Genomic DNA, 12,971 nt, shown 5'->3' on the forward strand with positions numbered 1-12,971 from the left:
GGAGGACAGCCTACTAAGATGTTTCGATATCAAAACCCTCTAAATCCCACCTTTACGAAGTGATTCACCCCAACCAGAGAAGCACTTAATCTCATCTCTTTTCTGCTTACGATACAACAACACGCTAAAGAGAATAGTGAGCGATATAACAAAACCATTAACCAAAGCAATCAAGGTCGGATCGTGATTAATTACATGTACAATTTCATCAGCCATATCATAGTAATAACCTCTCGGCTCCGGAATGACCATTAGTTTTTTCACAAAGTAATAGACACTACCTACCGCATAATAAGAAGAAATAAACAATGTGAATGATTTTAAGCCGCATATGACCATCGCGGTATAGGCTATAATAGAAATATTAAAAGCGATGCCCAACTGATCTATGAGCTCAATATAGTGAGAAGATAAATACCCCGCCCCCTCAATAAAGTAATCTGAAATATGCGTTAAAAATGGCGCACTTACCACTCCGAATAGAGATAAGCTCAGCAATAGACCCAGTTGACTACCCCATCTAAAAAGGAATAAAAAGATTATTGGTATAATTAAACAATAAAAATATGCCAAGATCAGATCCCCCATAACAAAGAATGCAGGTTCAGGTAATTTTTCGCATGACGAAAAACTAAAAAGACGACTGTCGCAAACTCGCTCTACAGAGAAGTCTGAATAGAAGTAAATCATCATGTACGCCACGAAAGGCAACAATATTGCAACCGCTAAATAGATTCCCCTGCTTGATACAGGATGTTGATAAAACGCTTTAATAGTCTTTTCAATACTAGACACAGGTTTTAAAAGTGCCGCTTTTCTCTCGTTCACACTTGACTTGAGATAGACTATATACAGAAGCCAGAGTGCTCCAGCGATAGGCACCAATGAAAACCATATATACACTGGCTTAATGCCCGCATCTCGAAAGCGTTTTATGGTTATAGCAACCACCGAATATGCATAAATGAAAATAAAAGGCAAAATGTAAAATTCACCAGAAAAAGACGCAGACAGTACCGGGTCAAATACCATCAATACCGAAAAAACAAGACTATATGGAAGTACCAAGAACCACCAATATTCCATTCTTGTGACCGTCCCTTCACAACTAAAAAGCGCACGGAAGCATGTTTTAAAAACCGATAACATTATACAGGCGCTCCATCATTTTCTTGCTTCCAATAGCGATATGCCGACGCAAGAACTGCTAACGGTAGGAAGTTTAGACTCACCCAAGTCATTGGCTCCAGATCTCCATGCAACTGATAAAGATGACTGAAATCTAGATTTGACATATAAAAATAGTCATAAACTGCAACATTATCGAAGAACAATCCGCCACTTGAAGCTGAAACACCTATCAGGATCGGCGTTCCGACAGAAAGTGCCCAAGAAGCATTAGCAGGAGCTATAAAAAATGTCTGTAGCAACACGCAAGCGAAAGCAAACATGAAACCTAAATTTCTTTTCAGAAGGATAAGAATAAAAGCAACCAAGGAAAGGAAAATGGCGATTGCGCCTAGGAGCCAAAAAGTTAATTGCATCTCGTAGCTAGATGAATCAAATATAATAAAATATGCAAATGAGCCGATACTAATTGCACAAGAAACAAACAAATAAATCAGCAATATATTTACAGGCGTGAAAAATCCGGCAAGTCTTTTCAGTCTCATATCCTTGACCAAGCTTTGTCCAAAAAAGAGCTGTGCGTTATACCGAATAAAAAATCAATATTCAAGTATAGCAATTACAAAGTGAGGCTTAACTCACCTTCAATAAACCCGAGCTAACTATTTTTAATCAATTGATCCTTCAGCTCATGCAACTCATCGCGGAGGCGCGCGGCTTCCTCAAACTTAAGGTCTTTGGCGGCTTTAAACATGGCATCTTCTACCTGAGTGATGCGCTTGTTCAAGTCATTGACATTCAAGTGTTCCATATCGGCTGTATAGCCAGCCCCTTTCTCGGCCACTTTTTTACGATTGCGGCCATGACCGATTTTCTTACCAGGTGTCACAGCACCCTCAAGAATATCTTCAACACTCTTTTTAATGCCTTGTGGTGTAATGCCATGCTCTTCGTTAAACGCGATTTGTTTTTCACGACGACGCTTGGTCTCTTCCATGGCGCGCTTCATTGAATCCGTAATACGCTCTGCATAAAGGATGGCTTTACCTTCAACATTACGAGCAGCACGACCAATGGTTTGAATTAACGATCGGTCTGAACGCAAGAAGCCTTCTTTGTCGGCATCGAAAATAGCGACTAATGACACTTCGGGAATATCTAGACCTTCACGCAAGAGGTTGATACCTACCAGCACATCAAACTCCCCTAAACGTAAATCACGAATAATTTCTACACGTTCAACGGTATCAATATCACTGTGCAAGTAGCGAACACGTACATCGTGTTCAAACAAGAAGTCCGTTAAGTCTTCCGCCATGCGTTTGGTCATCACTGTGATTAATATGCGTTCACCTTTTTCAACACGATTGCGGATTTCACCCAAGGCGTCGTCAACCTGAGTGGTCGCAGGTCGAACCTCAACAATGGGGTCGACTAGACCCGTCGGACGCACCACTTGTTCTACCACCGCATCTTGATATTCCGCTTCATATTTACCCGGTGTTGCTGATACAAAAATCGTTTGCGGTGAAATAGCTTCCCATTCATCAAACTTCATGGGTCGATTATCCAATGCCGACGGCAAACGGAAACCAAACTCCACTAGCGTTTCTTTACGCGAGCGATCTCCTTTGTACATGGCACCAAATTGCGGAATGGTCACATGGCTTTCGTCAATAAACATCAAGGCGTCATCGGGCAAGTAATCAAACAAGGTTGGTGGCGCAGCCCCTTGTGGGCGACCGGATAGATAGCGCGAGTAGTTTTCAATACCAGTGCAATAACCCAATTGCTGAATCATTTCTAAATCGTATTGAGTACGCTGCTCTAAACGCTGAGCCTCAACCAATTTGTTATTGTCTTTTAATTGCGTGAGTCGCTCTTTAAGTTCGGCTTTTACTTCATCGATCATATCCACCAGCGTCTCTCTCGGCGTCACATAGTGACTCTTGGGAAAGATGGTAATACGTGGAACTTTGCGTAGAATTTCACCAGTAAGCGGATCAAATATACTGAGCTCTTCGATTTCTTCATCAAAGAGTTCTACTCGCACTGCTTCATCTTCGGATTCCGCTGGAAAGATATCAATTACATCCCCTCGCACTCGATAAGTAGCACGATGGAAGTCCATATCATTGCGCGTATATTGTAATTCCGCCAAGCGGCGCAATACGCCACGCTGATCAATAATATCGCCGCGATCTAAATGCAGTACCATTTTCAAATAAGAGGAAGGATCGCCCAAACCATATATAGATGATACCGTGGCGACGATAATACAGTCTCGACGCTCCATTAACGCCTTCGTCGCCGACAAGCGCATTTGCTCGATATGTTCATTTACAGAAGCATCTTTCTCGATGAAAGTATCACTGGAAGGCACATAGGCTTCTGGCTGATAGTAATCATAGTAAGAGACAAAATATTCAACCGCATTATTAGGAAAAAACTCTTTGAACTCGCCATAGAGTTGAGCAGCCAAAGTCTTATTGTGTGCTAAAACAATCGTAGGTCGTTGTGCCTTGGCGATAACATTGGCCATGGTAAACGTTTTACCAGAACCCGTTACCCCGAGTAGAGTTTGACGAGCAAGACCGCTTTCTAAACCATCCATTAATTGCTCAATGGCTTTAGGCTGATCCCCTGCCGGCTGATACTTACTTTTTACCTCAAACTCTTTTTCTGACATGTTCTTCTATCTCAATTTCCACATACTATACTGCTATCTAAGATTTCGTATACGTTAGGTTAACGTTTAAGGTTCAACGCAGATCTTCGATGGATTTTGTCTCTTCTACATCATCCAAATCAAATTCTGCATCAGGTTGATGAATTTTGCTTAACCAAAGCAAGGTACCACCTGCTACGGCCACCGGCATTACAAAAATATTCAATACTGGCACCATCACAAGCAAACTGGTTAATCCGCCAAAACCATAGGTATGAATCCAAGGTTTTTTCGCATCACTTCTTAGTTTCTTAAAATCCTGAAGATTATTGTCCGCTGGATAGTCCATATATTGAATGGCAATACACCAAGCTGCCCATACAAATGCAATCACTGGCACAGCCAAATTCAATAGCGGTACAAAACTTAAAACAAATAAGCCGATAGCGACCAGAAAGCCATACCAAACGAAATAGATTAGTTTTTGTATTTCACGCTTGATGGAGCGCACGACCATTTCTGGAATGCTCACTTCAGGAACATCTTGCCCTAAATCCTTTTGGATCTTTTCTGCAAGAAAACCATTGAACGGAGCCGCAAAAAGATTGGTTATCATGGTAAAACTGAAGCCATAGGCAACAAGGAATAATAGGGCAAAAACAACCCATAAAAAGTAGCTCATGAATTCCAACCAACCAGGAATAAAATTCATGAACCATGACATGGTATCGGAGAATAAACCCACCATGAAAATACTCAGCGCAATAAAGAATAAAATATTGGCGAGGATCGGGACCAAGATAAATTTACGATACCCAGGCTGAAACAATACCTGAACCCCTTTCAATAAATAGTGCATTCCATTTCTCTCATATAAGGTAACTCTAGCGAGTAGGTCACTTTAGCAAAATCCATCATTAGGCCAAAGCCATTCTTTAGCTAAGAACATCAAACTTGAGCCGCTCTTGCTAGAATAAAGTCTACCGCTGCTTTGATTTTGGGGATGCGGTACATGTCTGTCTCATAAAGAATGTAAACACCAAATCCAGCCCCATCACTAATTTGCAGTGGTGGATCCAATTTGAGTGACACCAACTCTCCAGATTCCAATTGAGACTGGACAACCCAAGCCGGTAGCATCAGCAATCCTTGACCTTCAATAGCTCTAGCGATCAACCACTTACCATTATTGCTAATCAACGTAGGCTTGGGCGAAACATCATGCCACTGACCATTTTGCTGGTATAACCACGGCGTTGGCCCCATTGGAGTACGAAAAAACAACCCTTGGTGTTTTTTCAAGTCTTCGTGCTTAATTGGCAAGCCATTCGCTTCCAGGTAACTTGGAGAGGCCACTGGGATAAATTGATTATTCATCAGCTTCTTCGCTACAACCCGCTCATTCGGGGCATAGCCACCACGAATGGCTATATCTACTTGGTCTCGATTCAATTGTGAAACCTCATCGCTTAAGCGTACATCCAAAACCACCTTGGGATGAAGTGCTCTGAATTCGTCTAATAATGGAATCAGTATGCGCTCGCCAAATCCCACCATGCTGCTAATAACTAACTTCCCCTGAGGCTCAGATTGATATTGACGCACATAGGTTTCGCTGCGCTCTATTTGATCCAAGATAGACTTAACTTGGGCGTAATACTCTTGACCAACCTCAGTGAGATGCACTAGACGTGTTGTCCTATTCAACAAAGTTGCACCAAGGTGCTGCTCAAGATCGGCAATTCGCCGCGATATGGACGAGGCAGGTACATCAAAGCGTTTTCCCGCCGCGGTAAAGCTGCTGGTTTGTGCCACCTCTGCAAAATATTGCATTGCTTTCAGTTGGTCCACTGTGTCTGCGCCCCGCTTATGATGAATGATAACTAAGATATTCTAGCCCCTTTATTGTCCTTTCGACAAAAAAGTTTACTAATAAGTGGGCTATGTCGTACAAAATACATCACTATGATAAACATCACACGATGTACGAGCGCTTAGCAAAAGCGCCAGAACCCTTTTACTAATAAAACAGGAGTCAAGCCATGTCTCAATACACAGAGATCCTGCTAACCAAGCGTCCAGATGGTAACCCCATTGGCCCACACATGTTTGAAGTTGTAAAAAAAGACATGCCGCAAGCTGGCCCGGGTGAAATACTCATCAAACAAACGCACATGTCGCTGGACCCAGCCATGCTAGGTTGGATGAACCCAGACAAAGAAAGTTACATCCCTCCTGTCGAATTGGGCACAGTTATGCGCTCAAGTGGTTTAGGTGAAGTAGTTGAATCAAATCACCCAGATTTTGCCGTAGGCGATACTGTAATGGGTATGACTGGTTGGGCTGAATACATCGTAAGCAACGGTCAAGGCTTTAACAAAGTACAAACTGGTGTGGATGCCGAAACTGCCCTTAGCATTTTTGCTCTACCAGGCCTAACAGCAACTCAAGGTTTGAAAAAGATTGGCGAACCTAAAGCCGGTGAAACTCTTGTTGTAACGGGTGCTGCAGGTTCCGTTGGCTCTATCGTTGGTCAGATTGCTAAAGCAGATGGTTTACGCGTAATTGGGGTAGTGGGTGACGATGAAAAAGCTCAATGGATCACCGAAGAACTTGGGTTTGACGGAGCCATTAATTACAAGACCGACGACCTTGCCGCCAAGCTTGAAGAGCTAACACCAAACGGCGTGGATGTATATTTTGAAAACACGGGCGGCCCAATCCAAGCAGAAGTCTTTAAACGCTTAAATGCACATGCCCGCGCTGTAGTGTGCGGCATGATCGCCGATTACACGAACCCTACTCCTCCGCCTGGCCCAAACTGGATTCCACTCATTAAAAAGCGCATTCGCGTCCAAGGCTTTGCAATGCCTGATCACTTCAAGGATGTGCCTGAGCTACTAGGTATTCTTACGCCTTACGTCATGCAAGGGAAGATTAAATACCGCAGTCACATCTTGGAAGGACTCGAAAGTGCCATGACTGGCTTAAACTTGTTCTTCACTGGTGGCAATAAAGGCAAGCTAATCGTTAAACTTTAGATTTGAGTGTTGACTATAGTCATTCCCGACTTGATCGGGAATCCATCTAATTAGTGTTGAATTATGAATGTTGAGTTATGAGTGATGGGTTCTCCGGTCTGTCGCTTCGCGACGCCGGAGAATGACGATTATACTTGACTTCCAAAGTTCAAGACACATCATTAAAAACTCACAACTCACAACTCACAACTCACAACTCACAACTCACAACTCACAACTCACAACTCACAACTCACAACTCACAACTCACAACTCACAACTCACAACTCACAACTCACAACTCACAACTCACAACTCACAACTCACAACTCACAACTCACAACTCAAAATTAAAGTCGACTAACAACGCTCACCATGGCCTTGGTCAGGTGAGCCAAGTCTTCATTTTCAATGACAAAGGGTGGCAAAACATAAACCAAACGCCCAAAAGGCCTTACCCATACACCCTCTTGCACAAATTGCGGTTGAACCGTTGGCATATCGACGGGCTCGTGCAATTCAATAACACCGATTGCACCAAGAACACGAACATCCTCCACTTGCGATAATGCCTTTGCTGGCCCCAATCCGATTTTCAAACCGGACTCAATGTTCGCAACTTGCTGCTGCCATTCTCCGCTCATTAACAAGTCGAGACTAGCATTGGCAACGGAACACGCCAATGGGTTAGCCATAAACGTAGGGCCATGCATAAATACACCAGCCTCGCCTTCGCAAATGCCTTTCGCCACTTTATCAGTACACAAGGTTGCCGCAAGGCTCATAAAGCCGCCCGTCAACGCTTTACCCACACATAAAATATCGGGCGTAATGCCAGCATGCTCACACGCAAACATTTTCCCTGTGCGACCAAAGCCAGTGGCAATTTCATCGGCAATCAGCAATACATCGTATTCATCACACAATTCACGTACGCGCTTTAGGTAATCAGGACTATAAAAACGCATACCACCAGCACCTTGCACGATAGGCTCTAAAATAATGGCAGCCACTTCTTGCTGATGCTGAACTAACTTATCTTTTAAGTCTTGGATATGTGATTCGCTGAATGCTTCTTCAAACTTACAGGGCGGCGCTTCTGCAAAAATATGCTTAGGCAAGATGTTTTCAAACATGTGATGCATTCCATTGACCGGATCACAGGTAGCCATGGTCGCGAAAGTATCACCATGATATCCGCTGCGTACCGTAAGCAATTTATTGCGCTCTCGATTACCTTGGCTCAAGGCATACTGGAAGGCCATTTTCATAGCCACTTCTACGGAAACCGAACCTGAATCGCAAATAAAAACTTTGTTCAAGCCATCTGGCGATAGCTTGACTAATTTTTCACACAGAGTAACGGCAGGCTCATGAGTCAACCCCCCAAACATGACGTGACTCATGGTTTCAATCTGATCATGAGCTGCTTGCTTCAAGACAGGGTGTCCATATCCGTGCACCGCTGACCACCAAGACGCCATACCGTCAATCAACTCTCGTCCATCTTTCAGACGAATGCGAACGCCCTCTGTACTTTCAACAGGGAACGGCAGCAAAGGAGAATTAAAAGACGAATACGGGTGCCACACATGCTTAGCATCTAATTCACTGATTTGTTCACCGGTAAGGGATTCGCTCAAAAGCGGCTTCGACTGCGTCATAGGGGCCACACTATTATCATTATTTACCAACATTCTAGCGATTTTGCTGGGGGTTTAAAACTTAAGAAACTGCTACAATGGCTACTAGAAATTGAGAAACGCTGTACGAGCAATTGTTTTGACTGTAAAACCGCAACATCATCCGCGAAATGCACACAAAAATGGTTATGACTTTGATGCCTTATGTCAAAGCTATCCTCAGCTAAAACCCCACGTATTTATCAATCAATACTCGAAGCAAACTATTGATTTTTCCGATTCTCAAGCCGTCATAGCACTCAATACAGCTTTATTAAGGCATCACTACAACATTAATGAATGGAGCATCCCCAAGGGCTTTTTATGCCCTGCAATACCCGGACGCGCAGATTACATTCATTATTTGGCCGACCTGTTAAAAGAAACCAATAATAATAAACCAGCCTTTAAAAATGTGACGGCCCTTGATATTGGTACGGGAGCAAGTTGTATTTACTCCTTACTAGGAAATCGCATTTACGATTGGAAAATGGTCGCTAGCGATATTGACCCTAAATCCATTGACAACGCTAATGCTATTATCAAAGCAAACCAAGCTCTCAGCAACCAAATTGACTGTCGCCTACAAACATCAGAAAAATATATTTTTCGAAACATAATTCATAATGACGAATATTTTGATATCACACTCTGTAATCCGCCCTTTCATGAGTCCATCGAACAAGGTATGAGCGGAACGCAGCGTAAGTGGAATAATCTAAACAAGAGTAAAGACAGAAACAAAAAAAGCGAAGTACTAAACTTTGGCGGTCAAAACGCCGAACTCTGGTGTAAAGGTGGTGAGCTATCTTTCGTAAAGAATATGATTAAAGAAAGCCGTAGCTATTCGAAACAGGTTTTATGGTTTACTAGTCTTATTTCAAAAAAGGACAACGTATCAAAACTAAAGCTGGCATTAAAAAAAGCCAATGCGATTGAAACGAAAGTAATCAAAATGGAACAAGGCAATAAAATCAGTCGTTTTATCGCCTGGAGCTTTTTAACAGACGATGAACGGTCAGACTGGTGTCAAAAGAGATTTGAATAAAGCACATACCTCATGAAACATGCCAATAAAGAGTTTGCCCGATCCCATTATCCTCATGCGCAAATTACCAACTTCAGATAACAGCGTGCTTATGAGCATGTTGACGAATGTGAAATCCCCGTAGGTTCAAGACCCTCCTTCACCAGACAATCGTTCAAAAACCCACCAATCCGACCACTATAAATACCATGAATATCCAATATAAACAGGATATTTCTCATTTATAGGCGAAAGAGCGAAGTATCAGCTTAATTTATAGAGCCCTATGACCTATAATTCGGACGCTATTTTTCGCTTGAGCCGTTTAAGCCACTGGTCAATAACAGTGGAAACATGGCTCAGGGCCTGATGATGAGACCAAATACATCACGGGTACACTTGATGAGGAAGAGATTCGTATGAGCTTGTATTCTGAATACCTACAAGAGATCGAAGTTCGTAAAAGCGAACTAGGTCTACACCCAAAACCAATCGACGGTGCAGAGTTGCTGACAGAAATCATTGAGCAGATCAAAGACACTGCTAATGAGCACCGTGAAGCATCACTAAACTTCTTCATCTTTAATACTCTGCCAGGTACCACTCCTGCTGCTGGCGTTAAAGCTAAGTTCCTTAAAGATATCGTTCTTGGTCAAGAGATCGTTGAAGAAATCACTCCAGAGTACGCTCTAGAGCAGCTTTCTCACATGAAAGGCGGCCCTTCTATCGAAGTGTTATTGGACATCGCTCTTTCTGATCACGCTCAAGCTAAAGCGGCTGGCGAAGTTCTAAAAACTCAAGTATTCCTGTATGAAGCCGACATGGCTCGTCTAGAAGCTGCCTATAAAGAAGGTAATGCAATCGCTAAAGACGTTCTTGAAAGCTACGCCAAAGCAGAATTCTTCACTAAGCTAGATGACGTACCAGAGAAAATTGACGTTGTTACTTACATCGCTGCCGAAGGTGATATCTCCACTGACCTTCTATCTCCGGGTCACCAGTCTCACTCTCGTTCTGACCGCGAACTTCATGGTCAATGCATGATCGACGAAGCTGCTCAAAAAGAGATCGTTGAACTAGGTAAAAAGCACCCTAATGCGAAAGTGATGATGATTGCAGAGAAAGGCACCATGGGTGTTGGTTCTTCTCGTATGTCTGGTGTTAACAACGTAGCTCTATGGGCCGGTGAAAAGACTTCTCCTTACATCCCATTCGTTAACAACCGTCCTATCGTTGCAGGTACAAACGGTATCGCTCCAATCTTCCTAACTACAGTTGATGTTACTGGTGGTATTGGTCTTGACCTTAAAAACTGGGTTAAAAAGACAGATGAAAATGGCAACGTTGTAACTGACGCAAACGGCGACCCAGTACTGACTGAAAAATACTCAGTTGCAACAGGTACTGTTCTTACGATCGATACTAAAGCGAAGAAACTATACAACGGTAGCGAAGAGCTAGCGGATGTTTCTGCTTCTTTCACTCCACAAAAAATGGAATTCATGAAAGCAGGCGGTTCTTACGCAGTAACTTTCGGTAAAAAACTACAAACGTTTGCAGCAGATACTCTAGGCATCGAGAAGCCAGAAGTTTACGCTCCTTCTAAAGAAATTTCTCATGAAGGCCAAGGCCTAACCGCTGTTGAGAAGATCTTCAACCGCAATGCGATCGACGTTAAATCTGATGCGCCTTTACACACCGGCTCTGACGTTCGCGTTAAAGTGAACATCGTTGGTTCTCAAGACACAACGGGTCCTATGACTTGCCAAGAACTTGAGTCAATGGCTGCTTCAACTATTTCTCCAATCGTTGATGGTGCTTACCAGTCAGGTTGTCACACTGCGTCTGTATGGGACAAGAAAGCTCAGTCTAACATTCCTAAGCTGATGTCTTTCATGAACAACTTTGGTGTTATCACAGCTCGTGATCCTAAAGACGGTTACGCTCCAATGACTGACGTAATCCACAAAGTATTGAACGATATCACTGTTGATGATCGCGCAATTATCATTGGTGGTGACTCTCACACTCGTATGTCTAAGGGCGTAGCATTCGGTGCTGACTCTGGTACGGTTGCTGTTGCACTTGCAACAGGTGAGTGTGCAATGCCAATTCCTGAGTCTGTTAAAGTGACTTTCAAAGGTAAGATGAAAGAGCACATGGACTTCCGTGATATCGTACACGCGACACAAGCACAAATGCTTAAGCAGTTTGGTGGCGAGAACGTTTTCCAAGGCCGCGTAATCGAAGTACAGATCGGTACTCTACTAGCTGACCAAGCGTTCACGTTCACTGACTGGACTGCAGAAATGAAAGCAAAAGCTTCTATCTGTATCTCTACTGATGACACACTAATCCAGTCTCTAGAGCTCGCTAAGTCTCGTATCCAGATCATGATTAACAAGGGTATGGATAACGAAAAAGGCATGCTACAAGGTCTAATCGACCTAGCTGACAAGCGTATCGCTGAAGTGAAGTCTGGTGAAACTCCAGCACTTGCTCCAGATGACAACGCCAAGTACTACGCTGAAGTGGTGGTTGACCTAGACGCAATTGAAGAACCAATGATTGCCGACCCTGACGTAAACAACGAAGACGTTTCTAAGCGTTATACTCACGATGTTATTCGTCCAACTTCATACTACAAAGACCGTCCTGTAGACCTAGGTTTCGTCGGTTCTTGTATGGTTCACAAAGGTGATATGAAGATCATCGCTCAGATGCTTCGTAACCTTGAGAAGAAAGGTCCTATTACATTCAACGCACCTCTCGTTGTTGCGCCACCAACGTATAACATCGTTGACGAGCTAAAAGCAGAAGGTGATTGGGAGCTTCTACAGAAGTACGCTGGTTTCGAATTTGACGATGCGAATCCTAAGCAAGAAGCACGTACTAAGTACGAAAACCAAATGTACCTAGAGCGCCCTGGGTGTAACCTATGTATGGGCAACCAAGAGAAAGCTGAGCCAGGTGATACAGTAATCGCAACGTCTACTCGTCTATTCCAAGGCCGTGTTGTTGCCGATAGCTCTGAGAAGAAAGGTGAATCTCTACTAGGTTCGACACCTATGGTTGTTCTATCTTGTATCCTAGGTCGCTTCCCTACTTTGGAAGAGTACAAAGAAGCCGTTGAAGGTATTAACCTAACGTCTTTCGCGCCACCTTCTGAAGACCTAGCGCGCCCTGCTATCCCTCTAAAAGCCGTATAACTTTTTAAAAGTTATGACCCCGCCTAGCGGGGTTGTTTAAAGCGGATACAAAAAACCCAAGCAATGAAAGTTGCTTGGGTTTTTTTAGATGCATAATTATTTAGAACCCACTTTGCTGACTCATAGGATCCTTACGTTTAAAGTGATAACTTAATATATTTTTAATACTCACAAAAAACTTAAAAGAGTCTGTAATTTATTAAGCGTACCACTTTCGATATCACTCATAGATTTGAA

Annotated in this window: 9 protein-coding genes; 3 read left to right on the top strand and 6 right to left on the bottom strand. The window is 43.1% G+C overall.

Annotated elements, in window-relative coordinates:
• Positions 1 to 39: 39 nt before the first annotated feature.
• The 5 genes from HF888_RS10225 to HF888_RS10245 form a co-directional block, all read right to left on the bottom strand.
• Positions 40 to 1,149 (bottom strand): DUF805 domain-containing protein, encoded by a 1,110-nt coding sequence (locus HF888_RS10225; RefSeq protein WP_040297552.1) that lies wholly within the window; start codon positions 1,147 to 1,149, stop codon positions 40 to 42.
• A complete protein-coding gene (locus tag HF888_RS10230) occupies positions 1,149 to 1,673 on the bottom strand; it encodes a hypothetical protein (protein WP_007017225.1) in 525 nt (174 codons plus the stop codon). Before HF888_RS10230 ends, HF888_RS10225 begins: the two co-directional genes overlap by 1 nt.
• A gap of 113 nt (positions 1,674 to 1,786) precedes the next feature.
• Positions 1,787 to 3,817 (bottom strand): excinuclease ABC subunit UvrB, encoded by a 2,031-nt coding sequence (uvrB, locus tag HF888_RS10235; RefSeq protein ID WP_007017226.1) that lies wholly within the window; start codon positions 3,815 to 3,817, stop codon positions 1,787 to 1,789.
• Between the two features lie 73 nt (positions 3,818 to 3,890).
• Positions 3,891 to 4,655 (bottom strand): sulfate transporter CysZ, encoded by a 765-nt coding sequence (gene cysZ, locus HF888_RS10240; protein WP_007017227.1) that lies wholly within the window; start codon positions 4,653 to 4,655, stop codon positions 3,891 to 3,893.
• An 89-nt stretch (positions 4,656 to 4,744) separates the two neighbouring features.
• Complete coding sequence (locus HF888_RS10245; RefSeq protein ID WP_007017228.1) at positions 4,745 to 5,647, bottom strand: LysR family transcriptional regulator; 903 nt, start codon at positions 5,645 to 5,647, stop codon at positions 4,745 to 4,747.
• Positions 5,648 to 5,838: 191 nt separating this feature from the next.
• On the opposite strand from HF888_RS10245, the gene HF888_RS10250 reads away from it, so the two are divergent.
• Positions 5,839 to 6,837 carry an NADP-dependent oxidoreductase gene (locus tag HF888_RS10250; RefSeq protein WP_007017229.1) on the top strand — a complete coding sequence of 333 codons (999 nt, stop codon included), beginning with the start codon at positions 5,839 to 5,841 and terminating at the stop codon, positions 6,835 to 6,837.
• Positions 6,838 to 7,166: 329 nt separating this feature from the next.
• Here the strand turns inward: HF888_RS10250 and bioA are convergent, their stop codons facing one another.
• Entirely contained in the window at positions 7,167 to 8,480 is a 1,314-nt protein-coding gene (gene bioA, locus HF888_RS10255) for an adenosylmethionine--8-amino-7-oxononanoate transaminase (RefSeq protein ID WP_040297620.1), read from the bottom strand.
• A 118-nt stretch (positions 8,481 to 8,598) separates the two neighbouring features.
• Between bioA and rlmF the strand changes: the two genes are divergently transcribed.
• Both rlmF and HF888_RS10265 read left to right on the top strand, forming a co-directional pair.
• Positions 8,599 to 9,546, top strand: coding sequence for a 23S rRNA (adenine(1618)-N(6))-methyltransferase RlmF (gene rlmF, locus HF888_RS10260; RefSeq protein WP_007017231.1), 948 nt, complete (start codon positions 8,599 to 8,601; stop codon positions 9,544 to 9,546).
• Positions 9,547 to 9,944: 398 nt separating this feature from the next.
• Complete coding sequence (locus tag HF888_RS10265) at positions 9,945 to 12,734, top strand: bifunctional aconitate hydratase 2/2-methylisocitrate dehydratase (RefSeq protein ID WP_007017232.1); 2,790 nt, start codon at positions 9,945 to 9,947, stop codon at positions 12,732 to 12,734.
• Positions 12,735 to 12,971: the final 237 nt, after the last annotated feature.

The organism is Bermanella marisrubri (assembly GCF_012295615.1).
GTDB lineage: Bacteria > Pseudomonadota > Gammaproteobacteria > Pseudomonadales > Oceanobacteraceae > Bermanella > Bermanella marisrubri.

Coding starts and splice junctions, on each gene's coding strand:
- HF888_RS10225 (WP_040297552.1), bottom strand. CDS start 1,149: ATGTTATCGGTTTTTAAAACATGCTTCCGTGCGCTTTTTAGTTGTGAA.
- HF888_RS10230 (WP_007017225.1), bottom strand. CDS start 1,673: ATGAGACTGAAAAGACTTGCCGGATTTTTCACGCCTGTAAATATATTG.
- HF888_RS10250 (WP_007017229.1), top strand. CDS start 5,839: ATGTCTCAATACACAGAGATCCTGCTAACCAAGCGTCCAGATGGTAAC.
- HF888_RS10265 (WP_007017232.1), top strand. CDS start 9,945: ATGAGCTTGTATTCTGAATACCTACAAGAGATCGAAGTTCGTAAAAGC.
- uvrB (WP_007017226.1), bottom strand. CDS start 3,817: ATGTCAGAAAAAGAGTTTGAGGTAAAAAGTAAGTATCAGCCGGCAGGG.
- bioA (WP_040297620.1), bottom strand. CDS start 8,480: ATGACGCAGTCGAAGCCGCTTTTGAGCGAATCCCTTACCGGTGAACAA.
- cysZ (WP_007017227.1), bottom strand. CDS start 4,655: ATGCACTATTTATTGAAAGGGGTTCAGGTATTGTTTCAGCCTGGGTAT.